The sequence below is a fragment of the Marinobacter sp. genome (assembly GCF_033722735.1).
Taxonomy (GTDB): domain Bacteria; phylum Pseudomonadota; class Gammaproteobacteria; order Pseudomonadales; family Oleiphilaceae; genus Marinobacter.
Map to the genome: position 1 here is coordinate 1 of NZ_JAWVYN010000034.1, position 23,708 is coordinate 23,708.

The window sequence follows — 23,708 nt, forward strand, 5'->3', positions numbered from 1 at the left end:
ACTGGCCAGCGACTGGGGCAGCAGATGGCCACGCAGACGCCGCTTGCCTGCCATCACCTGCTCGGCCAGCTCCGGTGACAAGCCGCCTTCCAGCGAGGCCCACAACACCCCCACCAAGACCCCATTGCAGGTGGCCCGCCAAGTCACCGCCGCGGTATCGTCCAACCACTGGCGCAGGTCTCCGGGGGTGGAGCGGTAGTGGGCGTCCACCAGCAAACCGAAGGCCTCGGTCAGCTCCCGATCCGAGGCGGTGGCGGGATGCCAGCGCGCAACCTGGACAGCAGCGGGGGCAGCGTCAGCCTCCGGGGCCGAGGCATCGAGCAGGAACAGGCGGGCGGTCAGGGCTTCCAAGGGGTCGTCCGCCGCCCAGCGAATGGGCTGACTCAGGGTGACTGCACGCCATTGCGGGGCATGCTGGTCCAGCACGCTGCGAAAACGGATGGCAAAACCGCGCCCAGTGCCTTCGTAACCATGGATAGTGCTGGCAAAGACGCAACGGGGCCAACCGAGCAGGATCTGCTTGAGCTGGCTGGCGGGGATGGCGGCGGCCTCGTCCACCAGCACCAGTTCCGCCTCCGGTCGCGCTTGCAACAGTTCGTCCAGGGCCAGGAAGCGCAGGCACTGCCCCCCATGCAACCGTAGTGTGTATTCGGCGCTGCCCGGAGCCAGTTCACTCCCGGCTTCCTTGCGGGCATGGCTGAACAGGGTGGAGACTGCCGCGGACGAGGGTGCGGTCACCACAATCTGCCGACGACCCTGGCGCAGCAAGCGGATGGCCGCGATCCCCAGCGCGGCGGATTTGCCCCGGCCTCGGTCGGCGGTTACCACGAGAGGCCGCCGGCGCCGGCCCAGGCCGGTGGCGACCAAATCCTCGACCAGCTGATTCTGTTCGGCGCTGGCACCGGGATGGAAGGGCCGGGCCGGCAAGGTTGGCTGCGGCAACCGTACCGATGCCAGCCGCTCTACATCGACCCGGATCACCGAGCTATCAGCCTGCAGGCAGGATGCCAGACGGCGGGCAAAAGGGTGTTCAGTGCCGGTGTCGAGTCCGGTGCGGGGATAGTCCGGGTCGGCAAAGGTGGACCACTTCGCCAGCGGCGGCATCAGCCAGAACCACAGGCCACCGGCACTGAGGGTCCCGCTGAGGGCGGCGAGGCTGTCCGGCGGATTGCCACTCCAGCCGTCCCAGACCAGCAGATCAATCTCCCGCCCCAACCAACGGCGGGCCTGGTTTGCCGCCACCGGTGTCAGCTCCGGGTGCGGCGCGTCCTCACCCGGCCCGATCCACAGCGCAGTGCCAGCGGTCAGCGCGGGCAGCCGTTGCCGCAGCCAGGCCAGGGCTCGGTCACGATCCCCCTCCAGCAGCACCAGGCGACGCTGGCCGCACCGGCGCAGACGTTGTTGAAATTGCTGCCAGCTCCGGGTGTCCACCTGGGTCATACTCAGTTCAGGTCGATGGCATATCGTTTGAGGTCGGCCAGCTCACACACCTCCAGGGTAGCCTGGTGAGTGGCCCGCAGCTTGACCCGGGGGGCGCAGTCCGCCTCCAGGGCCTCCTGCCAGCGGGCCGCGCACAGGCACCAGCTGTCGCCCGGGCGCAGGCCCGGAAAGCCAAAGGCCGGTACCGGGGTGCTCAGATCGTTGCCCCGGGCCTTGGAGAAGGCCAGGAAGTCCTCGGTCACCACGGTGCAGACCGTATGCTGGCCCAGGTCGTCGGGACCGGTGTTGCAGCAGCCGTCGCGATAGAAACCGGTCCTCGGGTCGTTACCACAGGTTTCCAGGGCCTCGCCCAGTACGTTGACCGCTTCCGTTATCTCGACCGCCATGCTGTGTTCTCCCTCCGGTGTTTCAGGTAGCCCGGTGCGTCCGGACCCGTAAAAAGAAGGCCCCTATTATGGTGGACGCCTTACCCCGGTACCAGTTGCCGATTACAATAGCGCCATGCCGCCACCACTGCCCGACTACCTGACCGACGAACAACGCGCCATCATCACCGCGCCCTACGAGCATGCGGTGGTGACGGCGGTGGCCGGCAGTGGCAAGACCTTCACCCTGGCCTGGCGCATCCGCTATCTGCTGGAACAGGGCCATGACCCGGCGCGGCTGCTGGTGCTGATGTTCAACCGCAGTGCCCGCAAGGACTTCGAACGCAAGCTGCAGGAGGTCACCCGCGACACCGGCCTGGCGCTCCCGGAAGTCCGCACCTATCACGCCATGGGCTTGCGTCTGTACCGCCGATTTGTCCGCGACGGTTACCTGCCGGCCTTCAGCGACGCCATCCTTGGCGAACAGGAAATCAACTTCCAGGTCTGGCGACTGACCCGGGAGCTGGCGCCGGCGGAGCTGGCGGACGACCTCCGCCGTAGCAAGAAGGACTACGTCGAGACCGCCGCCAGTTTCATCGACCTGGTGAAGACCACTTTGTCCCCGGTCGAGGTGGTCTTCGAGGAGCTGGGCTACGCCGACAAGCATCGCTACCTGATCGACCTGTTCCACAGCTTCGAGGCCTGGCGCAAGGGCCAGGGCCGGATCAGCTACGCCGACATGCTGTACGAACCGGTGCTGGCCATCCACCAGAGCCCGGCCCTGCAGAAGCTGGTGACCAACAAGATGGACCTGATCCTGGTGGACGAGTACCAGGACACCAACGAGATCCAGCACCTGCTGCTGCGTTACGTCGCCGGCGACCGGGCCCGGGTGACCGTGGTGGGCGATCCGGACCAGACCATCTACGAATTCCGCGGGGCCCGGCCGGAGTTTATTCTCAACCGGTTCAGCGAGGAGTTCGACAGCCCGCTGGAACAGACCCTGAGCTACACCTTTCGCTACGGCCACCGGGTGGCCCTGCTGGCCAATCACCTGATCCATCACAACGCCGGTCGAAAGGATGTGCTGTGTCAGGCCCACAACAGCACCCCCGCCACCACCATCGAGCTTCACCGGCACGACAACGACGCGGACGTGGTCCTGCGCGTGCTGGCCAGGCTGGACACCGAAGCCCTGGCCCAAAGTGCCATCCTGTTCCGGGTGTGGAGCCAGAGCGTGCCCATCGAGCTCCAGCTGCTGGCCCGCCAGATTCCCTACCGGATCGACGCCGGCAAGGGCGCGCTGTTCAGCCGCGAGGTCCAGGCCATCACCGCCTTGCTGCAGGTAGTGGCGGGCCACCTGGCCGACCTGCCGGACGCCGATCGCCTCGACATTGCCCGACAGTTACTGCGGTTTCCCCACGTGGGCCTCAAGGAAACCGAACTGGATCAACTGGCGCAAATGCTCGCCCAATTCCGGGAGGGCTGGGGCCAACGCCTGCTGGCGCTGGATTTCTCCGCCTGGACGCCAGTGGTGGGACGCAAGTTGCGGGCGCTGGGCGAGATCCTGGTTAAGCTGGCGGGCTATCCAGGCCCGGTGGCCGCGGTGATTCGCCGCTACGCCGAGCACACCGACCTGTTCGAAGGCATCCGTGGCCTGGCCCTGACCCACGAGACCGCCGACGAACGCATCGACACCATCAAGGGCTTCCAGCGTTACCTGGCCGGCCTGGATGTGGGCGCCGCCGAGGCCCTCACCCACCTCAAGGCCCTCAAAGCCCAGGCCGGCCAAACCCGGCAAACCGGCGTCCTGCTGTCCACCATCCACCGCACCAAGGGGCTGGAATGGCAGCGGGTGATCATCCCCGGCCTGCAGGAGAAGTACCTGCCCTACAGCCCCCGTCAGGAGGATGACCTCAAGGCCCACATCGAGAGTGAGCGACGGCTGCTGTACGTGGCCATGACCCGCAGCCGCGAGGCGCTGCACCTGATCAGTCGCCCCACCAGCCAATCGCCGCATCTGGACGGTGACCAGGGACCCAGCCGGTTTGTCGGGGAACTGTGCTTCGGGCTGAGCGACCAGTTGGGCCAGTGGCTGGATACCACGACGCCACCGGCCACCGGTGACCGGCCATCACTGGTCGTCGACCACCCGCTAACCCCGATCAGTCAGCGTTACGCCGATCATGCCAGGGTGGAGCTGGCCGGGGGCACTACCGCTACAGAGAGCGACCGCTCTGGCCCGCTCTGGGCCCGGGGCCGGCTCAACCATGTGATCTTCGGGCCCGGTTCGGTGGTGGCGGAAGATGACACCGCTTTCGAGGTTCATTTCGACTCCGGCGACCGACTCAACTTCAGCAAGAAGAGCGCACACCTGTATTTCTCGGTCGCTACCTGATTGCCGCTTATTTCCTGCATTAGCTCAACAACACCTGACACCCTGTCACCCAATGACCGGCGATCGGCCCGGAATGACCGATATTCATTGGAACCGGACTGAATATGGATTCGTCCTTTTATGAACTGGGCTTTTTGCCGTCGATGGCTTAAGTTTCGGTTGCAGGAGAGGCAACCTAAGGATTCACGGGTAACACCTCTGATATAACAAGTGCGTACGCCCTTGCGGCCAAGCGCCCCCCTTACGAATGAAACCATTGGACAGGAGGTTCTGCATGTCAGTCATGCGTCCACTAGCAGTAGCAGCCCTGGCAGCTGCGGTCGCCACCCCGGTTGCGGCGGAAGAGAAAGAGTACATTTACATCAATCCGTTTGCGGCGTACCAATTGTTTGACTCCAAGCGTGACCTGAGCGAGAGCGGCACCTTCGGTGTCGGCCTGGAATACCGCTTCACCCCCCGCTGGGCCGTGGAAGCCGTGTATTCACGCGCCAATGCCGACCGCAAGGATGCACCGGGCGACAGCGACTTTGACGAATTACGCCTCGACGGCCTGTACTACCTGGCGGACGCGGAGGAAGCCTGGAACCCGTATCTGGCCTTCGGTGCCGGCGAGGCCGACTTTGGCTCCGGCCCGGTCTTCACCGCCGGCACCAACCACGACGAGACCCGGGTCAATGTGGGCGCCGGTGTCCGCTACAACATCACCGAGTCGGTTTCCCTGCGGGGCGACCTGCGTGAGTTCCACGGCATCGACGAGAGCACCTTCGACACCCAGGTTTCCCTGGGCCTGAGCATGGCCTTCGGCCGGGTGGTCGGCGATGACGAGCCGATGGTGATGGACGCCGACAACGACGGCGTGGCCGATTCCACCGACCAGTGCCCGGGTACTGCCGCCGGCGCCCAGGTCGACAGCCTCGGCTGTGAACTGGACGACGACAACGACGGCGTGGCCAACAGCCAGGACGAGTGCCCGAGCACGCCGGCCGGCGCCAGCGTCGACGGCCGTGGCTGCGAGACCGACTCCGACAATGACGGCGTGGTCGACAGCAAGGACGAGTGCCCGGACACCACGGCCGGTGCCGAGGTTGACGCCAGCGGCTGTGAAGGCATTGCCGAAACCGTCGAGACCATCGACCTGCGGGTGCAGTTCCCGACTAACAGCGCCGAGATCGATGACACCTACGACCTGGAAATCCAGAAGGTGGCGGATTTCATGGCCGAGTACCCGGAAACCACCGTGGAAATCGCGGGCCACACCGACAGCGCCGGTGACGCCGACTACAACCAGTCGCTGTCCCAGCGTCGTGCCGAAGCCGTTGCCCAGCGCCTGACCGACAACCTGGGCGTTGACGCCGACCGCGTCTCTGCCGTGGGTTATGGCGAAGCGCAGCCGGTGGAAGACAACGACACCGCCGCCGGCCGTGCCCAGAACCGCCGGGTTGAGGCACGCATTCAGGTGCGTCGCTAAGCCTCCGGTTCGGTAGCAAAAAAACCGCGGCTCCGGCCGCGGTTTTTTTTGTGCCCGAGATCAGGAACGCCGGGAGCGGAACAGGGAAGTGAGGCCGGCGTTCTCGGCATAGTTGCGCAGGGTGTCGTAGGTCCTGGCGGACTGCCACTGCATCACCTCGGCAATGTTGGCCACCTGCTCCGGCGCTTCCAGTCGTCCCAGCACCGAGACCAGGTTGCGCCAGTCACGGCTGGCCAGGGCATCGGCCCGGTTCAGCAGGCGCTCCAGCAGGTCGCCATGATCCCCCGCCAGCAGGCCGGCGAACAGGGTCTGCCCACGCCGGGACAGCGCCTTGGCGAGCCGAACCAGGGTGGCCACCTGGCCACTGGTGATGGCCGCCTTGATCAGCGGCTTTAGCACGAAGCCTTCGGTGAAGACGCCGAGGGTGGCCAGCTCGTCCATCTCCGAGTCCGGCAACCGGCCCGCCAGGGTCAGGATCAGGTCAGCCTTGTTTTCCTGGATGGCGGTATGGACGAAGGCCTCGAGGATGTTACCGCCCATCTTGAGGCCCGTGCTGGCCACATACGCCTGAAAATCCGCATTCATCGCCTCGATCAATGGCAGGGTGTTGGCCAGCAGCCCTTCCTCATAGGCAGCCCGCACCAGGTGTTCCAGGGTAGACTGGTTACGCAGCGCCTCCAGATGGACGACGATGCGGCGGTTACGGGTCTTCACCGCATCCAGGGCCCGCAGCACCGGCCCCCAGAGGCCTTTCTGGTCGGCGTATTCAATCAGCTCGTTGAGGACCGCCGGATCCCGCGACACCATCAGGTTGGCGATGCGCGCCTTGAGATCCCGACCCACCTGGTCGATCACCCACAGCATCAAAGGCCAGGCGCTCTTGTCGGTGGTACCGGCGAGGATGATCTGGTTCAGCCGGGCATTGTCGATCAGCCGGATGATGTCCCCCAGTTTCTCCGGCTGCTCCATGTAGAACGCCAGCCGCAGTAACGCCACATTGTCCTGAATGATCGCCAGGCTTTCCCGGATGGCCGGCGGCGACAGCACATCCGCCAGCTGGCCGGCCGGAATGTAGCGTTCCTGCTGCACCAGAATGGCGGCCGACGCTGCCACCTGGGCCGGCGAGATGTGCGCCACCAGGGCCCGCAGTACGCGCGGGTCCGCTTCCACGGTGGCGGCGGCCAGGAACTCGGGGGGCAGTCGCCGGGCGATGCGCCCCACCAGGAGCGGATCCAGATGGGGCAGAAGTCGGGCCACCAGTACCGGCCCCAGGTCCAGCGCCATGCGGGTGGCCCTACCCCGAGGCAGGAATCGGGCCAGGGCGGTCAGACGACGGAAGACCGGCTCGTGCACCCGAGCCAATTCGTCCAGTGCCTCGTAACGCAACCGGCGGACCTCGCCGGCGCTCAGTCCCGCGGATCGACGCCAGTGACTGTCCAGCGGTCCGATGACCGATTCCAGCTTGTCGAGTTCGGCCTGGCACTGGAGGTTAGTGATCATCCGGCGTCCCTCCCTTGGCACGACTGCTCGCGGGGGCGTGCAGGCCCAGCGCCAGCCGGCCCAGCAGCGACATGCGTTGCCGCGCCCGCTGCAGTTCCGCCTCGATCACGCCAGTCTGCTGATCGCACCGGACCCTCACCTGGGCACGCACCTGCCGGGCAAAATCGGAGTCTGGAGACGGTTGATGATCCTCACCTTGATGCTTGGAAGTCATAGCCCACCTTTTTTGTTCGGCTTATTGTCTGTGTGCTGCCCATAGTTTATTTTAGTTTCGTGATGGAAGTCACATGGATCCCAGCGAAAACAACAAAAACCGTCAACGAGCTCGATATGCCAAACAACCGTAACGGGCAGCAGTATCCCGCTTTGGCAGACAAGGCACGCACCGGAGTGAACCGGTTCCTGGTCGGACGCCTTGCCACCGCTGGTCTGCGCACCGCCAGCCAACTGATCAACGACGTCGAACACCGGGTCCTACAGGTGGTGAAGGACAAGCTCGAGGCCGTTGAGGGGCAGACAGACGGCCTTCCGGAGGCGCTCCGTTCCGGCTCAAATTCGGTAGCCGTTCAGCTGCTGCGGCCGGACCCCAACCAGCTGTTGGCCGAGCTGCACCAGCGATCCATCCATCAAACCTACGAATCGGCCCAAGATGACTTGCTCCGTTCCCTGACCCTGCAACTGGTCCCGGACGAGCTGCGGGTACTGGCATCGCTGTCCGATGGCGACAAGCACCCGGTCTGTCACCTGGAGGCCATCAGTCGCCTTGGCAAAAGCGTGTACCGGGCTCGCAGCTTTCTCAGCCGCACCCCCCAGGAATCGGGCATCATGCTGCCGAGCCGGGCCCCGACCTACCTGCAGCACCTGCTAAGCCTTGGCCTGCTGGAGGCCGGTCCGGAGCTGAAGCCGGAACAGACCAAGTACGACACCATCGAAAATGGCCTGGAGATTCGCTCGGTGGTGGCGGAACTGGAAGCATCACCGGGCCTGAAGCCCCGTTTCCAGCGGTTCTCGCTGGGTCTGTCGGACATGGGCCGGTGGTTCTGGCAATCCTCACTCGCGGCACGGGAGTCGCAGTAAACCCTTTTTCCCCGTTTACCTGATTATTTGGACCCCCATGCGATGATGGAAGCCGTACTCAAGGAGTTCCTGGACAACCTCTGGCTGTACCTGTCCATGCCGATCATCAGCGGCCTGGTGGGCTATGTCACCAACGTGATCGCCATCAAGATGATGTTCCAGCCGCTGGAATTTGTCGGCAAGCCACCACTGCTGGGCTGGCAGGGCATCATTCCCCGCCGCGCCGCCAAGATGGCCGCCATTTCCGTAGAAACCATCACCTCCCACCTGATCACCCAGGAGGAAATCTTCGCCCGCCTGGACGCGGACAAGGTGGCCGATGAACTGGAGCCCGCCCTCAACGACCTGGTGGATGAGATCGTCGATCAGGTTATGCTGGAGTACGAGCCCGGCCTGTGGGAAGCCCTGCCGCAAATCGTCAAACGCAAAATCTACGAACGGGTGAAGCGGGATGCCCCGCGACTGATCAACGACATCATGGCCCAGCTCAAGCTCAACATCTCCCAGATGTACGACCTTGAGGACATGGTGGTGACCAAGCTCAGCCAGGACAAGGCCCTGCTCAACAAGATCTTCCTGGAGGTCGGCAACGCCGAGTTCCGGTTTATCGGCCGCTCCGGCCTCTACTTCGGCCTGATGTTCGGGCTGGTGCAGATGCTGGTCTGGCTGTTCTTCCAGCAGGGCTGGCTGCTGCCGGCCTTCGGCCTGCTGGTGGGCTACGCCACCAACGCCATCGCCCTGCAGATGATCTTCAAGCCCAAGGAGATGATCCGGGTAGGCCCGTTCACCGTGCAGGGCCTGTTCATGAAGCGCCAAAAGGAGGTGGCCCGGGATTATGGCCGGCTGGTGTCGTCCTACGTGCTGACCCCCGCCAACATCGTCGAGGGTATCCTCAAGGGCCCCTACTCCGACAAGGTATTCGACATGATTGGCCGACATGTACAACGGGCGGTGGATGAACAAACCACCATCGCCAAGCCCTTCGTGACCTTCGCGGTGGGCACCCAGACCTACCGCAACATGAAAGCGTGCGCTGTGCAACGGTTGATCGCCAAACTACCGACTACACTGAAGCACATCGAGACGTACGCGGATGAGGCCCTGGACCTTGAGAACACCCTGTCCACCCGGCTACAGTCGCTGAAACCGGACGAGTTTGAAGGCATGCTAAGACCGGCCTTCGAGCAGGACGAATGGATCCTGATCGCTGTCGGTGCCGCCCTCGGCCTGGCCGTGGGGGTCTTCCAGCTGCTGGTGATGTTCAGCGGCTACTGACCGCACACCGACGCGCCCCGGGCCGTGCCCGCGCCAATCTGCGACCAGGGAGGGAACCCGTGCCCCTTAACACAAGCCGACGGTTCTGGCTGCTGGCCGGCGTCACCCTGTTGCTGGCACTGGCCGCGGGGGCCTACGGCGGCTACTGGATCTGGCGTAACGTGGGCGCCGAACTGCTGCTGCGCAACCAGCAGGCCAAGGTCACCATTCCCGAGCCGATGCCGGTGGGGATCGACATCCTCGACGAGCTGGACATCGAACTGGACACCCTGCTGGCCACCACCGTGCCCATCGATCAGACCCTGACCCTGCCCATCGAGGACACCCTGAATGTGGAGTTCGCCTTCGACAGCCGGGTCCCCATCCGCATGACGGTGCCTATCCAGCAGACCCTGCGCCTGGACCAGACCATCGCGGTGGATGGCACGGTGTCGGTGAAGGCCCTGGGCAAGTGGGTGGAATTACCACTGAAAGGCGACCTGCCGGTTCAGGCAGACATTCCCCTGGATGTGGAAGTGGCCATCGACCAGTCGGTGGATCTGGCTTTTTCCGCGCCCGCCCAGGTGACCCTGCTGGACGACCTGGAAGTGCCCCTGAAAGCCGACATTGAGACCCGAATCCCCCTGCGAACCGCCCTCTCCGTGCCGGTACGCTCCCGCATGCGGGCCTACGCCACCATTCTGGAACCGGCGGACGCACTGATTGCCGAGATGGATCTCAAACTGCCCATCCGGGAGATCGGGCTTTCGCTGCAACGACAGCCGGAAACCGGCGGCACCGAGTCAGCGGAGCCGGCGGCGGCCAGCGAGGCGCCATGACCGCACGCTGGATACTGATCGGCTGGATCGTACTGGCGGCGGCCAGCCTGGGCCTGATTGCCGGGTTCATGTTGTACACCCGGGTGGTGATCGGGGTTGAGCTCAGGGACCAGCCCGCCCTGCTGCGACTGCCGCCTGCGTTGCAGGTAACCGCCCATAGCGAAGACCGGGCCCAGGTCACCCTGCAAGGCGATGTGGCGGTTGCGGTACCAGTGGAACAGCAGACATTGACGTTGCCCCTGCGGGGCCGCTATCGGGCCCACCTGTCCCTGGACACCCTCATTCCATTGACTCTTTCAGTGCCTTACAGCGATACCGTGGTGGTGGACACCGAACTGACCATCGGTGCCGACACCTCGATGATCTACGGCTGGCTGCCGGAACTGCCGGTGCGCGGCGTGCTGCCAGTACGGTTCGAGCTGCCGGTGCAGTTGACCATCCCCATCGAGACCCAGGTGCGGCTGCAATACGAGGGCCCGGTATCCTTCACCGTTGACCAGGTGTTGCGACCGACGCTGGACGCCACCCTGCACACTGCGCTCTCTCTCGATCATGACGTCAGCACGCCGGTGACCAACCGCTTTGGCGCCCGGGTCGTCCCTGACGACCGCTCGGTACCGGTGATCCTCAATGATTCCAACCTGACCTTGCCACTGCGGCAACTCCGGCTGTACCGCACCGATCCATGATCGCTGGAAACCCACCCGGTGCTGCCACACCGACGACTACGACAAGCTTAGGCGTATTTGCGCGACGGCTGAGTGAAACGGGGGGCTACCCGCAAACCCTGACGGCGGGCATCCAGCAGCAGGTTGCGGGGCGTCAGCGCGCGCTCGCAGAAGGTGCCCAGCCGCACCTCGAAGCCCTGCTCCTCCAGGTACAGGGCGTAGTCCAGCACCAGCCACAGTTCCAGCGGCCGGCGAAACAGGTGGCGCACCAGCTCCCGGCGCCGGACCTCGCGATGGCGGCGTTCGCCATGACCTTGCCAGTGGTCAAAGTCCACCCCCGCCGGCAGCGCCAGGCCCCGGTTCCCGGCGGCCCAGCGACAGAAACCTGCGAAGTCCCCGCGGTTGAGCCGGCTGGGGTGGGAGGGCACCGGCAGGTAGTCATCCCGCGCCCGAAGCGCCCGCTGCAAGCCATCGAAGCCCAGGCGCCAGGCACTGACCTGCTGGCGCTGGCGGCGTTCCCGCCCGGGGGCGGTGACGGTTTCCTGGACCGCAAGCCGCAGATCGTCACGGCTCAGCCGGCAACGACCGGGGTCCGCCGCCACCTGCCGGGACAGCGGCGTGTGCTCGGTGCGCTCCGTGCGGTGATAGCAACAGGGCGCCAGGCTGAGCCGGTTGGCGCCCTGGGCAGCGCCCACGGTCAGCAGCCGCCGGTGCAGGTCGCCACAGGCGTGCAACGCCACCCCGTGGTCCGCCTGGGGCCAGGCCAGGTCCGGCGCCAGCACATCCTGCTGATGCAGGGTGACCGCCAGGCCACTGCGGCGGGCCAGGCGGTTGCCGTCGGCCACCAGGGCCTTGTCCCATTCCAGCCCCTCGACCGGGTTGGCCCCGGCCGCGGCCAGGGTACGGGCCAGATGCCCCTTGCCGCAGCACCAGTCCACCACCGGCCGGTTCAACGGTCGCAGGGCCGCCGCCAGGGCACCGGCCTGCAAGCGCTTGCGCCCGGGCATGTCGCGGGCGTTTGCTTCTGCCAGGGTGCTGTCCGGCCCCGACAGCGCCAACACTGACACCAGCGTCTTGCGCTGGGCCAGCCGCGGCTCCCAGGCGGCCGCCCGTTCGGCAAAGGCCGCCGGGTCGCTCTCGTACGTCGCCACCTCCTCGTCTCCCAATCGGTCCAGCCACTGGCCCAGCCCGGGGCAGGCCCGCTCCCAGTCCGGCGTCGGCGTGGCGAACGGTATCGGCCGCCAGAACGGCTGCAATGCCGTCAGCCAACGGTCCAACGCCAGCCAGTGGCTCTGGAAGTCGATGAAGTGCGCGTCAGTCATATAGGCCGTCGTTTTTCCGTCTCAATGAATCAGGCCACCCGGAACCGGTCCGGCCGGAACGCGTCCAGGGCCATGGCGGGGGACTCGCCATCCACCAGCTGCGCCAGCAACTCGGCGCTGCCGGCGGACAGCGTCCAGCCGAAGGTACCATGGCCGGTATTGAGAAACAGGTTCTCCCGCGGCCCCCTCCCCAGAATGGCCGGCCCATCCGGCGTCATCGGCCGGAACCCGGTCCAGGCCTCGGCCGTCTCGAGATCGGCGCAGCCCGGGAAGCGGGACGCCACCGATTTGCGAATGGTGGCCAACCGGGCCTCGGGGATGGTCCGGCGAAAATCCGCCAGTTCGACGAAACCGGTGGCCCGCAGCCGGTTCCCCAGGCGGGTGGACACCACCTTGTAATGGTCGTCGTGCACCGTGGACCGGGGGGCCCGCTCAGGATCCGACAGCGGCGCGGTGAGGGAATAGCCCTTGACCGGATAAATGGGCAAGCGCAGTCCCAGCTCCGCCAACAACCCCGGCGACCAGCATCCGGCGCAGACCACGCAGGCGTCCACGTCCAGGGTCACACTGCGGCCATCCTCGGGCCGCAACAACAGGCCATGCAGTCGCTGTCGATCCGCCAGCAGCCGCTCCACCTGGTGGCGGTACAGGAAGCGCACGCCCCGCTCCTCACAGGCCCTGGCCAGGGCCTGTGAGAACCGGTGGCAGTCACCGGTGCCGTCGGTGTCATAGCGGATCGCGCCATGCAGCGGGCCGTCGCCGGTCATCCCCGGCTCCAGCTCACGAACCTCCCGCGGCCCCAGCAAGCGGTAGGGAATGGCCAGTTCGTCCAGCACCTTGGCGGTGGCTCGGTATTCCGCCATCATCGCCGGGGAGCTGGCCAGCTGCAGCAGCCCTTCGTGACCACCGTCAAAGTCCAGTGGCAGCTCCTGCTCCAGCGTTTCGAAACAGCGGCGGCTGAAGATCCCCATCCGCAACATGGCCCGCTTGTTGGCCCCATACACGCCGGGGGCGTAGGCAAAGCGCAGGCTGGCGAGCAGAAAACGCCAGCCTTCCAGTGACGGCGGCAGGGATAGCTTCAGCGGTCCATCGGTTTTCAGCAACCACGGCAGAGCCTGGCGCACCATGGCCGCCGACGCCCAGGGGTAGACCACGCCGTAGGACCGCTGGCCGGCATTGGCGAAACTGGTTTCCTGGCCGGCATTCTCATGGCGCTCGATCACCGTGACCTCATGACCGCGCTTGCTCAGGGCGTAGGCCGTCGTCACGCCAACGACGCCGGCACCGATCACCGCTATGTGCATCCTGTCTCTCCCTACTGAGGTTTCTCCAACCAGTGTGCCACGCAGCCTAACCGTCGCCACTGGACTCTCGAACTAGCGGGATGTACGTACCGGCTCAGTCTCGGCCTTCCAGCAGGCCACGGTAGCGGGCCAGAACTGCCTCGTCCCGGGGCGGGTACTCCGGCGCCAGGGCCTGCAGCCGTTGGGCCACGATGCCCGCGACCAGGGCCCGGGCATCGGCCTTGCGATCGCCGGGAATGATCAACCAGGGCGCTTCCTCGGTGTGGGTCGCCGCCATGGCCTCCGCCACCACGGCCCGGTACTCCGCACGCCGTCGCCAGGCCTCCACATCGGAGGGATCGAACTTCCAACGCTTGCGGGGCTGGTCCAGCCGCTTGAGTAATCGCCGTCGCTGCTCGTCCTCGGACAGGTGTAACCAGACTTTCAGGATGGTCGTCCCCTCCTGCACCAGGTGCCGCTCGAAGTGGCGAATGCTGGCATGGCGAGCCGGCCAGTCATAGTGCGCCGGCGCCCGCACCGGCCACAGCCGCTCGGCCATCACCGCCTCGTGGTAGCTGCGATTGAAGGCCACCATCTCCCCCAGTGCCGGCAGCAATGAGACCGTCCGCCACAGGAAGTCGTGGCGCGCCTCCAGGGCCGTTGGCCGGCCGAAGGACCAGGCGTGAAAGCCCGCCGGGTCGACGTGGGTGGCCAGGGTGCGGATCAGGCTGTCCTTGCCGCTGGCGTCGGGGCCATGGACCACCAGCAACAAGGCCCGTTGCCGGTTGGCCCAAAGCCGGCGTTGGTACTCGCCAATCTGCACCAGGCGGTCCGCCAGCTCGGCCTCGCCCAGGCTGCTGTCCAGCCGGCTGGGGTAGGCGGCCAGCTCAGGCCGGCGGGGATCGAAGTACCAGGGGGCACTGAAGTCATCGTCAGACATTGTTGTGGTTCCCTGAAGGCTTCCGGTCTGGGGGTAAACCCGGCGGCAATGGTAAACTGTTGCGGTTCCCAGCCACCAGATTAAGACTAGCAGGCACCGACCGGACATGAGCCGCAAGAAGCGTGAGATTCCCATATTCGAACACCCACTGATCGAAACCCATTGCCACCTGGACTATCTCAAGGATCGGCCTCTGGCAGAGACCCTGGCCGAGGCACAACGGGTCAATGTGGAAAAAGTGGTGACCATCGCGGTCTCCCCCAACAACCTGGCGCGGGTGCGGGAGCTGAGCCAGCTCGCCCCCTGGCTCTACGGCACCCAGGGCATCCACCCCCATGACGCCGAGCAGTACAGCGATGCCGTGGAGGCGGAGATCCGCAGCCACACCGGTGACGACAAGATTGTGGCGGTGGGGGAGATAGGCCTCGACTATTTCTACGACAACGCCGACCGCGCCGTCCAGCGCGAGGTGTTCCGCCGGCAGCTGCAAATTGCCTGCGACACCGACCTGCCGGTGGTGATCCACAGCCGCGAGGCGGACGACGATACCATCGCCATCCTGAAGGATTTCGAGCAGTCCCTGACCCGACGCGGCGTGATCCACAGCTTTACCTCCGGGCCGGGCCTGGCGCGCTATGCCATCGACCAGGGCTGGTGCCTGGGCTTCAACGGCATCGCCACCTTCAACAAGGCGGAGAATGTGCGGGACATCATCCGCATGACCCCAATCGGGCAGATCCTGCTGGAGACCGACGCGCCCTTCCTCACGCCAGTCCCCTACCGGGGCCGGGAGAACGCCCCCTGCTACATCCCCTTCGTCGCCGAGAAGGTGGCGGAAGTGAAGGAGCTGGCCGTCGAACAGGTGGTAACCACCACCTATCGGAACAGCCTACGAACCTTCCATCGCCTGCAATAATCGGCCACGGCCACTTGCCAGGCACGCGCTGGGTCTTATAGTTGTTAGGGAGCCGCTGACCGTCAGCGACTCGCCATCCCTCAACGACGGAACGCGAGAGCGACCGATGATCAAGCGCGTGCCAGTCGCCGACCTGCGGGTCGGCATGTACATCACGGACCTGAACAACGACTGGATCCCCCACAACACCCGCAACCGGCGGGGCTTCCTCCGTGACGATGCCACCATCGACAAGATCCGCCAGATGGGGGTGCAATACGTCTACATCGATGCCGACCGGGGACTGGACTGCCCTCACGGTGAACCCGCCGGCGAGGTGGAGCGGCGCAGTGAGGCCCTGTTGGAGGCGGCCGGAGAGCTGAAACCCAGCCACACCCGTTACCGCCCCCTGGCGGACGAGCTGGATGTGGCGGTGCAGATACACGGCGAGGCTCAAAGCCTGGTCAACCACGTCATGCAGGACGTCAAACTGGGCCGGGCGATCAATATCACCCCCTTCAACCAACTGGCCGAAGAGCTGCAATCCTCGGTGTTCCGCAACCCCAACGCCCTGAGCTGTCTGGGACGGATCCGGGATAAAGACACCTACCTGATGGAACACTCGGTGAACCTGAGCGTGTTGATGTCCCTGTATGGCAAGGGCATGGGCCACTCCGCCAACGTGCTGCACCAGACCATTGTGGGCGCCCTGCTGCACGACATCGGCAAGATCCTGACCCCGGAACACATTCTCCACAAACCCGGACGGCTGACCCGGGAGGAACTGGAGATCATGAAAAAGCACGCCCGGGATTCCCGGGACATCCTGCTGGCCACCGAAGGCATTGGCGAGCTGACGGTGCTGACCGCCGCCCAGCACCACGAGCGGATGGATGGCACCGGCTACCCGGAGGGGCTGGCCGGGGACGAGATTTCCCTCTACGGCCGAATGGTGGCCATCGCCGACGTCTATGACGCCCTCACCTCGGACCGGGTCTACCACCAGGGCATGACCCCCACCCAGGGCCTGAAAAAGCTGCTGGAATGGAGCGGCACCCACCTGGACCCGGAACTGGTGCGCCAGTTCATCCGTTGCATCGGCATCTACCCGGTGGGATCGCTGGTGCTGCTCGCCAGCGGTCGTCTGGGGGTGGTCATCGAAACCAATGACGACGACCTGCGACTGCCGGTGGTGCGGCTGGTCTACCACACCCGGTTCCGCATGCCGATCCCGGTGGAAACCCTGGATCTGGCGCACCCGTCCAACCAGGACCGGATTGAGCGGGCGGTGGACCCGGCAAACTATGGACTCAACCTCAGTAACCTGCTGATCTGAGGAACGCAACACTTGGACACTACCCTGATCTTCCAGGGGGCTGGGTGGCTTGGCGATGTTCCTGCTGGCCAACGGGCTCAATGTTGAGGCCAATGCGGCCGTATCGCTGGCGCTGTTCCATACCCTGTTCAATGCCTTGGCTGCCGTGCTGGTGTTGCCTTTCATTCCCCAATTAGCGAAGCTGGTGGCCCGCTTGTTCCGGAGTGTCGAAGAGGACACGGCCGGTTCCCGCCACCTTGATCCGACCCTGGTTAATACCCCGACCTGACACTGTCGGCGCTGCAGCAGGAAATGAGCCGGTTGTACGATCGGGCGTCCGGAATACTGTTGGCAGCCCTGACCCGGGAGGCGCTGCTGGCCAGCCCAACCGTTTTACCCGGCGGTGGCAGCTTTCCCCCCTACCGCCAAAACCACCAGGGAGCTAGACCGATCATTCGCCAGATCTCTACCACCATCCTTCAGGCGTGATCCCCAGTGGCGTCATTACCTAACTTTCGGGTAATCCCGTACGCGATACTCATGGTGAGTACGATCAATGCGATGCCCCACAGATAGGCAGGCTCAACCGTCTCCAGGTCCAGAATGATGACCTTTCGGGCAATCGCCATCAACGCCGTCGCGATGACAATTTGTACGTGGATGACATTGTTCTTCAGGTAGATTGTGATGTTGATAAAGATTTCGATGGCGATCAGCACCGCCATGAACGCACCGAAGGTCGCCAGCATGTCGGATATGGTCAGGATGTACTTCGGGGGCGTCATCAGTTTCTGGTAGAGGGTCCAGCCGACGTCCACCACACCCATCAGGATGACCAGCACCATCAGTACGGCCAACAGCCGAACCGACATCCGGATAACCCCGCCCAGGACGCCTAGCAGTTTAGGATCGAAATCAGCCATCATCGTCCGAGCTCATCGTCGAAGGGCCTCCAGAGAGGCCCGTAAGCGGCATGACTCACACCAGCTAGCGCCTGTTCAGGCAGCCATCACCGGGCGAAAGACCGGGGCCGACGGTTCCGAGCTGCCACGGGGCGACGCCTCAAATACGTGATAGGCCTCCGGCCCAAACGGGTCCAGCGCGGTGCCACAGTACTCAAAGTGGTCGGGAACCGGATCTCCTGAAAAGGCTACCCGGAAGTGGTAGTGGTGCTCGGGAACATCGACACGCAGGGGTTCCTCAACCCACAGACACACGGTTTTTTCTGAAACCAGGTATTCGCAGCGCACAACCCGGAACCCTTCCCGCAGTGACAGCCGGTTTAACTCACGTGACACCTTGAGCGGGTATTTGTGGATGGTTTTCATGACGGCTCTCCTAACGTTTGCGACACGTCCATCATGCGCAGCACACAGCCAAGAAAGAAGCAGCCAAAATCGTCTTTTCAATCAGTTTTTTTCGATGCTTTTTGTTGCATGAGCTCCTGCCCACAAATGGCCGCCACTGAGGGGTGAGCCGTTATCCGACTGCGGGTGATGGCGTACAGGGACTCGGTAACCGCAGCCACCTCGCCGATGGCGTCCACCTGATATTGCCGGCAAACCTCCTCTTGAACGAGGGTGGGAGCGGCAAATACGCCAAGGCCCTGGCGACCGAAGACTTTGATCAAGGCGCTGTCGTCGATTTCCGCCCAGATGTTCAAACGGATCCCCTGCTCCTCAAACCACTGCAGTAGCCGGTGCACGTAAGGTGCTTGCACCGAGTTGGCGAGGAATGCCTGCCCCTCAAGGCTGTGAGGAAAATCATTGCGGAGCCGCTCCGCTGTCTCGGGCGAGGCAAAAAGACTGATCGAAGAGGTACCAACTGCGTGTGCGTACCAATGACTGCCCGGTTCCTGGTCAGGTAGGCGATCCGTGAGCACCACATCCAACTGCAGGCTCTTCAGCTCCCGCATCAAATCGTCCAGCCCGCCGGTCCGGCAGCGCAATCGAACCGGCCGAGGCAGGGTGAACGCGGGCTCCAGCAGGTGGAAGGCAATCAGTTTGTGAATCGAGGCTGAGACACCGACCGCCAGACCGATGGGGCGCTCCTCCGGGGCCGCGTCCAGGACACTGCGAAGCTCCTCCGCCACCCGGAACATCTCATCGGCATAGCGGTAAGTCGTCTGGCCCAGGTCCGTCAGCACCAGACGTCGATTTTCCCGGCGGAACAGCAGGCTGCCGACGGTTTCCTCGAGCTTGGTGAGCTGACTGCTGAGCGTCTGGGGTGCAAGGTCCAGCAATTCGCTGGCCTTGACCAGGGAGCCCTCTCGGGCGATGACCCAGAAGTAATAGAGGTGCTTGAAATTCAGGGACTGGTTCATGTGACTGGCTATCCCAGCGAGAGAAACAACCCCATCAGTATTGGTGACAGAAACGACAAAAGGAAGCCGGAGGCAATGGCCACCGGCACGCAGGCCAGGCCACCGCTGCTGCGGATGATGGGCAGAGTAAAGTCCATAGCGGTGGCACCGCCGTAGCCGATGGCCACCGCCGGCCGCCGCGCAATGATCAGCGGAATCAGCGCCAGGGCGATGATTTCCCGAAGCACATCGTTGAGAAACGCCACTGCGCCCCAGGCCGGACCGAGGGCATCGCCGACCACAATGCCGGACAACGAATACCAGCCAAACCCGGAGGCCAGGGCCAGGGCATCGTGCCAGGGCAGCGCCAGCCAGGGCGCGACCAACACGCCGGCCAGCAGCGAACTGGCCACCAGCACCAGGGCGATTCCCAGCCCCTGCCGGTTCATCAGCAATCGGCGCAAGGACAGGCCGGCGTTGCGCAGCTGCAGGCCAATCAGGAACAGCAGCGCCATCAGGGCCCAGGTGGCCAGCGCATCCACCCAGGTCACCGTCGGCAGCCATTGTCCCATCGCGACGCCCAGGACTACCGCCGCCAGCGGCTTCAGGGCCGCCAGGAACAGGCGCCGGTAATTGTGCGCCCCCTCACCATCCCGGGCCTCCAGCACCATCGGCTGCCAACGGTGCCAGCCCCACAGCGCCAGCAAGTTAAGCAGCAGCAGGGCAACGACCAGCAGCGCGACCTGGGACGCCATCTCACCAAGCTGACTCCAGAGTCCGTCCAGCTGCCCCAGGCCCAGGCCCAGCAGCGCCAGGATGAAGTACACCAGCCCTTCTACGGCGTGGTGAATGACGGTCATCAGCGTCCGCTGCTCCAGTTTCAGGGCAAACCCCAGGAACAGCGGCGCCAGGATCAGCAGCGCATCGGTCAGCATGAAAGATCCGAATGAGAAGAGGGATGGGGTCGGAGGAGGTCAGTGCAGGTTCTGGCTGTCCCGGTCCTGGACCAGGACCCAGGGGGCAATCACCACCGCCCAGAGCTCCGCGTTGCGGTCGTACCAGGCCTGCGCCATGTCCGGCGGCACATCGCCCACCTTGCCGGCCTGCAGCCAGGCCTCGAACTGCTGCTTGTTGTCCGCCACCAGTTCGGCCGCCACGTCCAGCAGGTCCAGCTCGGCGCCGACCCTGACCACGTGGCCACGGGCGTAGTAGGTCTGCAGGTCGTGCCAGCCGATCCGGGAAGTTTCGAGGTTCAGTTTGGCCTTCAGCTCGTCCCGGGAGAGATTGGATGACATGGCGTTCCTCTGGGTTGTGTCGATGTTCAGGGTGTCGGTTAACGTCCAGGATGGCGGGGCGGACGGCCTCACCAACGGTCCATCGTTCTCCCTATTATCACAATTTAGACCCGGTTATTCACCCTTGTGTCGGCGCCAGATTTCTCTCATGGTGTCGGACAGGGTCATGGGGTCGAACGGTTTGGCGATCACGTCAATGGCGCCCAGCGCCTTGTAACCTTCCACTTCCGAAGGTTGTACCTTGGCGGTCATGAACGCCACCGGTATCCCGGCCAGGGCCGGATTCTCCCGCAATGCCTGCAGCGTTTCGGGACCGTCGAGCCGGGGCATCATCACGTCCAGCAGGATCAGGTCCGGTTGAAACGCCTCCGCCGAGGCCAACGCCTGTTCGCCGGATTCGCACAGCTGCACCTCGAACCCGCCCACCGCCGATAACGCCAATTCCGCCACCGCCCGGATGTCCGGTTCGTCCTCCACGTACATGATTCGTCTGAGTTCCGACATAGCTGCTATGGCTCTCCACTTGCCTGTTTAAGGGTTTGCCGCGGCAGCTCCACATAGAAGGTGGCGCCACCGCCGGGGGTTTCCTGATAGCCGATCACACCGCCCATGCGACCCATGAGTTGCTTGCTGATGGCCAGGCCAAGCCCCGTGCCCCCCACCTGACGGGAATCCGAGCTGTCGGCCTGGGCGAAGGCGTGGAACAGCCGATCGTGGAATGGCTCCGGAACCCCCTCGCCCTGATCCACCACACTCACCCGGACCCGGTTTTCCTGATGACTGACCACCACCCGTACGGTGCCGTCGGCGGGTGAGAACTTGATGGCATTGGACAGCAAATTGGTGATGACCTGGGTAAAGCGCTTGGGGTCCACCGACACCGTCGCCTCCGACGCCCGGTAATCGAGTACACACTGCACCCCGAAACGATCGGCATAGGACCGATTGTCGGCCAGGATCTGTGCTAGCAGCGGCTGCAGCTCCCGGATTTCCGGGCTGAACGGCATCTTGCCGGCCACCAGTTTCTCCATATCGAGAATGTCGTTAATCAGGTCAGCGAGTCGCTCGCTATTGCGCAGGGCCAGTCCGATCATGTCACCGGCCCGCTCCGGCAGGTCGCCACCCACGCCCTTGCTCACCATCGACAGGGCCGCCGAGATGGCGGTGAGCGGGGTCCGCAGTTCGTGACTGACGGTGGACACGAACTCCCGCTGCATCGTGGCCAGGCGTTTGCGTTCGGTGATGTCCTCGACAATGGACCAGATCAGCCGGCGCCCGGAATGGTCTTCGATCAGCATTCCGTGCAGGATCACCGGAAAGCGGCGGCCATCCCGGCGCAGGTATTCTTTCTCGAACGGCCCATACTGGCCGCGGGTCAGCAGGGATTCTCGCTGCAACACCTCCTGCACTTCGTAGCCCTTGGGGGTGATGTCCCAGTAGCTGAGCGCCAGCAACGCCTCGCGGGTATAGCCGGTGGACGCCAGCAGGGCGTCGTTGACCTCGACAAAGCGGCCGGTGTCGAACTCGATCAACGCGATACCCACCGGGGACAGCTCGAACAGCCCCCGCAATCGGGCCTCACTTTCCTTGAGCTTGAGCTCGGCCGCCTTCTGTTGACTGATATCGGCATGGGTGCCGGTCATCAGTAGCGGCTGACCTTCGTCGGACCAACTCATGACCCGGCCCCGGGCATGCACCCACACCCAGTCGCCACGTTTGTGGCGCATGCGGAAGGTCACATCGTAATAGGGCAACTCGCCGATGAAATGCCGTTGCAGGGTCTCCTCGCATACCGGCAACTCGTCAGGGTGGACCAGGCGTTTCCAGGTGTCGAAGGTGACCGGCTCCAACTCCGTGAGTTGATAGCCTACGATCTGGGCCCACCGATCGTTCACGATCACCACACTTGTCTCCAGGCTCCACTCCCAGGTGCCGATGTGGGTGGCCTCGATCACCGATTCCAGGCGCCGCTCGCTCTCCCGCTGCTGGCGCTGCACCCGGGAGGCCTCCATCAGCTGGCCAACGGTGCGCAACATCGGCCGCAATTCCCGGGCAAGGGAATCGAGGTAACCGTCGGGCCGGTTGGCCAGCCCCAACATGCCCACCAGGCGATTGCCGTGGTGAATGGGCAGGCCAAGAAAGTTGCGGATCACCGGGTGCCCCTCCGGCACGCCGGCGCTGCGGGGGTCGTTGTTTAGATCGTTGGACAGCACCGATTGCCCGGTCGTGATGACATGGCCAAACAGGTTGTCGAGATTGCGGAACTCCAGCCCTTCGCTGATGTTGTCCTCATAGAAGGCCCGGGACGCATCGTCCCAGGCGAGGTTGGTGATGGTGTTGGTCTTAAGGTAGGGCTGGCCTTCCGGGTCCTTTAGGATCTCGCCAATAAAGCCGTATTCGCTGTGGGTGAACTGCATGATCTCATCCAGCAGTTCGGCAAAGGCCTGACGATGATCCGGCCGGTTAATGAAGGTCTCCTGGGCCCGGCTGACGGCCATTTCCACCGCCCGCAACCGGGCGAGGGCGCTGTCCACTTCCCAGCGGTCCAGCAAGGCGCTGACCCAGCCCGCCAACAGACGGACGAACTGGTAATCGAAATCGATAAACCCGGACGGGATACGCGGATCGGGCGACGAAAAGTTCAGGGTGCCGTAGAGCTGCCCCCCCACCTTGATCGGGATGCCGATGTAGCTCTCCAGGCCGAACGCCCGGTAACAGGGGTGCGTCGCGTATTCCGACTGGCCCATACAGTCGATCGCCAGAATGCGGCCAGCGTCCAGGGTCAGGCTGCAGTAGCTGCTCGCCAGGCTGAAGGTCTGACCGTCCTGCAGCGAGCCATCCGGGGACACCTGCACCTGGACGGTGTAGTCGTCCTGGTCGATCGCGCTGATGATCCCGAACGGCAACCGCAGGTATTCGCAGCCCAGTGAGAGTCCTTCCCGCAGGCAGGACTGCAGATCGCTGCGGGCGTCGATCCGGATGGCGGACAGCGCCTCCAGGGCCTGGTAGTAACGGCGACGCAGGCTCTTGCCGATCTCGTCCTCGACGCAGTCCGCCAGATCCCGCAGGGCCCGACGATCCTCCTCGGAAAAGCGTCGCGGCTGGTCATCGATCACACACAGGGTACCAATGGGGTAACCGTCCGGCGAATGGACGGGCGCGCCGGCATAGAAGCGGATACCTGGATCGTCAGTGACCAGGGGGTTGTCGGCAAAACGGGGGTCTGCCAGGGCATTTTCCACCACTAGAACGTCTGGCTGCAGGATTGCGTGGCCACAGAACGAGAGGTTACGGGACGTCTCATGGATCGACAGTCCCTGGCACGACTTGAACCACTGGCGGTTGCG

The 23,708-nt window shown here is 64.4% G+C and carries 24 protein-coding genes; 10 read left to right on the forward strand and 14 right to left on the reverse strand.

Features of this window, described 5'->3' with window-relative positions:
- On the reverse strand, nucleotides 1–1,440 hold a 1,440-nt coding region (locus R3175_RS17025; RefSeq protein WP_318945539.1), incomplete at its 3' end, for a tRNA(Met) cytidine acetyltransferase TmcA domain-containing protein.
- Nucleotides 1,441–1,442: 2 nt separating this feature from the next.
- Entirely contained in the window at nucleotides 1,443–1,826 is a 384-nt protein-coding gene (locus tag R3175_RS17030) for a DUF2237 domain-containing protein (RefSeq protein WP_318945540.1), read from the reverse strand.
- A 115-nt stretch (nucleotides 1,827–1,941) separates the two neighbouring features.
- Here R3175_RS17030 and R3175_RS17035 point away from each other — a divergent pair, with 115 nt between their 5' ends.
- Both R3175_RS17035 and R3175_RS17040 read left to right on the forward strand, forming a co-directional pair.
- Nucleotides 1,942–4,203 carry an ATP-dependent helicase gene (locus R3175_RS17035; RefSeq protein WP_318945541.1) on the forward strand — a complete coding sequence of 754 codons (2,262 nt, stop codon included), beginning with the start codon at nucleotides 1,942–1,944 and terminating at the stop codon, nucleotides 4,201–4,203.
- A gap of 274 nt (nucleotides 4,204–4,477) precedes the next feature.
- Nucleotides 4,478–5,671 (forward strand): OmpA family protein, encoded by a 1,194-nt coding sequence (locus R3175_RS17040; RefSeq protein WP_318945542.1) that lies wholly within the window; start codon nucleotides 4,478–4,480, stop codon nucleotides 5,669–5,671.
- Between the two features lie 60 nt (nucleotides 5,672–5,731).
- On the opposite strand, the gene R3175_RS17045 is transcribed toward R3175_RS17040, so the two are convergent.
- Nucleotides 5,732–7,171: a hypothetical protein gene (locus R3175_RS17045; protein ID WP_318945544.1), complete on the reverse strand. Its 1,440-nt coding sequence runs from the start codon at nucleotides 7,169–7,171 to the stop codon at nucleotides 5,732–5,734.
- The gene (locus R3175_RS17050) at nucleotides 7,161–7,385 is read right to left on the reverse strand and encodes a hypothetical protein (RefSeq protein ID WP_318945545.1); all 225 of its coding nucleotides are present in this window, start codon (nucleotides 7,383–7,385) and stop codon (nucleotides 7,161–7,163) included. Before R3175_RS17050 ends, R3175_RS17045 begins: the two co-directional genes overlap by 11 nt.
- A gap of 116 nt (nucleotides 7,386–7,501) precedes the next feature.
- Here R3175_RS17050 and R3175_RS17055 point away from each other — a divergent pair, with 116 nt between their 5' ends.
- Genes R3175_RS17055 through R3175_RS17070 form a run of 4 tightly spaced genes read left to right on the forward strand, consistent with a single transcriptional unit; the run spans nucleotide 7,502 to nucleotide 11,030 of the window.
- Nucleotides 7,502–8,248 carry a hypothetical protein gene (locus R3175_RS17055; RefSeq protein ID WP_318945546.1) on the forward strand — a complete coding sequence of 249 codons (747 nt, stop codon included), beginning with the start codon at nucleotides 7,502–7,504 and terminating at the stop codon, nucleotides 8,246–8,248.
- 42 nt (nucleotides 8,249–8,290) lie between these two features.
- Nucleotides 8,291–9,523 carry a DUF445 domain-containing protein gene (locus tag R3175_RS17060; protein WP_318945547.1) on the forward strand — a complete coding sequence of 411 codons (1,233 nt, stop codon included), beginning with the start codon at nucleotides 8,291–8,293 and terminating at the stop codon, nucleotides 9,521–9,523.
- 59 nt (nucleotides 9,524–9,582) lie between these two features.
- Nucleotides 9,583–10,341 (forward strand): hypothetical protein, encoded by a 759-nt coding sequence (locus R3175_RS17065; RefSeq protein WP_318945548.1) that lies wholly within the window; start codon nucleotides 9,583–9,585, stop codon nucleotides 10,339–10,341.
- Complete coding sequence (locus R3175_RS17070) at nucleotides 10,338–11,030, forward strand: hypothetical protein (protein WP_318945549.1); 693 nt, start codon at nucleotides 10,338–10,340, stop codon at nucleotides 11,028–11,030. Before R3175_RS17065 ends, R3175_RS17070 begins: the two co-directional genes overlap by 4 nt.
- Before the next feature lie 47 nt (nucleotides 11,031–11,077).
- Here R3175_RS17070 and R3175_RS17075 read toward each other — a convergent pair whose 3' ends face one another.
- The 3 genes from R3175_RS17075 to R3175_RS17085 form a co-directional block, all read right to left on the reverse strand.
- Entirely contained in the window at nucleotides 11,078–12,331 is a 1,254-nt protein-coding gene (locus tag R3175_RS17075; protein WP_318945550.1) for a methyltransferase, read from the reverse strand.
- Nucleotides 12,332–12,360: 29 nt separating this feature from the next.
- Nucleotides 12,361–13,635 carry a D-amino acid dehydrogenase gene (locus R3175_RS17080; RefSeq protein WP_318945551.1) on the reverse strand — a complete coding sequence of 425 codons (1,275 nt, stop codon included), beginning with the start codon at nucleotides 13,633–13,635 and terminating at the stop codon, nucleotides 12,361–12,363.
- Between the two features lie 94 nt (nucleotides 13,636–13,729).
- Nucleotides 13,730–14,554 carry a polyphosphate kinase gene (locus R3175_RS17085; RefSeq protein WP_318945552.1) on the reverse strand — a complete coding sequence of 275 codons (825 nt, stop codon included), beginning with the start codon at nucleotides 14,552–14,554 and terminating at the stop codon, nucleotides 13,730–13,732.
- 106 nt (nucleotides 14,555–14,660) lie between these two features.
- Here R3175_RS17085 and R3175_RS17090 point away from each other — a divergent pair, with 106 nt between their 5' ends.
- The 4 genes from R3175_RS17090 to R3175_RS17105 all read left to right on the forward strand — a co-directional run bounded on the left by R3175_RS17090 (nucleotide 14,661) and on the right by R3175_RS17105 (nucleotide 17,253).
- Entirely contained in the window at nucleotides 14,661–15,470 is an 810-nt protein-coding gene (locus R3175_RS17090) for a TatD family hydrolase (RefSeq protein WP_318945553.1), read from the forward strand.
- A 106-nt stretch (nucleotides 15,471–15,576) separates the two neighbouring features.
- Nucleotides 15,577–16,785 (forward strand): HD-GYP domain-containing protein, encoded by a 1,209-nt coding sequence (locus tag R3175_RS17095; RefSeq protein WP_318945554.1) that lies wholly within the window; start codon nucleotides 15,577–15,579, stop codon nucleotides 16,783–16,785.
- Between the two features lie 49 nt (nucleotides 16,786–16,834).
- Nucleotides 16,835–17,053, forward strand: coding sequence for a hypothetical protein (locus R3175_RS17100; protein WP_318945555.1), 219 nt, complete (start codon nucleotides 16,835–16,837; stop codon nucleotides 17,051–17,053).
- A gap of 23 nt (nucleotides 17,054–17,076) precedes the next feature.
- On the forward strand, nucleotides 17,077–17,253 hold the full coding sequence (locus R3175_RS17105) for a hypothetical protein (RefSeq protein ID WP_318945556.1): 177 nt from the start codon (nucleotides 17,077–17,079) through the stop codon (nucleotides 17,251–17,253).
- Here the strand turns inward: R3175_RS17105 and R3175_RS17110 are convergent.
- The 7 genes from R3175_RS17110 to R3175_RS17140 all read right to left on the reverse strand — a co-directional run.
- Nucleotides 17,244–17,690: a phosphate-starvation-inducible PsiE family protein gene (locus R3175_RS17110; protein ID WP_318945557.1), complete on the reverse strand. Its 447-nt coding sequence runs from the start codon at nucleotides 17,688–17,690 to the stop codon at nucleotides 17,244–17,246. The genes R3175_RS17105 and R3175_RS17110 overlap by 10 nt on opposite strands.
- A 72-nt stretch (nucleotides 17,691–17,762) precedes the next feature.
- On the reverse strand, nucleotides 17,763–18,092 hold the full coding sequence (locus R3175_RS17115) for a hypothetical protein (protein WP_318945558.1): 330 nt from the start codon (nucleotides 18,090–18,092) through the stop codon (nucleotides 17,763–17,765).
- Nucleotides 18,093–18,169: 77 nt separating this feature from the next.
- A complete protein-coding gene (locus tag R3175_RS17120) occupies nucleotides 18,170–19,087 on the reverse strand; it encodes a LysR family transcriptional regulator (protein WP_318945559.1) in 918 nt (305 codons plus the stop codon).
- A gap of 8 nt (nucleotides 19,088–19,095) precedes the next feature.
- Nucleotides 19,096–20,001: a lysine exporter LysO family protein gene (locus R3175_RS17125; protein WP_318945560.1), complete on the reverse strand. Its 906-nt coding sequence runs from the start codon at nucleotides 19,999–20,001 to the stop codon at nucleotides 19,096–19,098.
- Nucleotides 20,002–20,040: 39 nt separating this feature from the next.
- On the reverse strand, nucleotides 20,041–20,361 hold the full coding sequence (locus R3175_RS17130; RefSeq protein WP_318945561.1) for a DUF2288 domain-containing protein: 321 nt from the start codon (nucleotides 20,359–20,361) through the stop codon (nucleotides 20,041–20,043).
- 114 nt (nucleotides 20,362–20,475) lie between these two features.
- Nucleotides 20,476–20,865 carry a response regulator gene (locus R3175_RS17135; protein WP_318945562.1) on the reverse strand — a complete coding sequence of 130 codons (390 nt, stop codon included), beginning with the start codon at nucleotides 20,863–20,865 and terminating at the stop codon, nucleotides 20,476–20,478.
- A gap of 5 nt (nucleotides 20,866–20,870) precedes the next feature.
- A partial coding sequence (locus R3175_RS17140) for a GAF domain-containing protein (protein WP_318945563.1) occupies nucleotides 20,871–23,708 on the reverse strand: 2,838 nt, incomplete at its 5' end.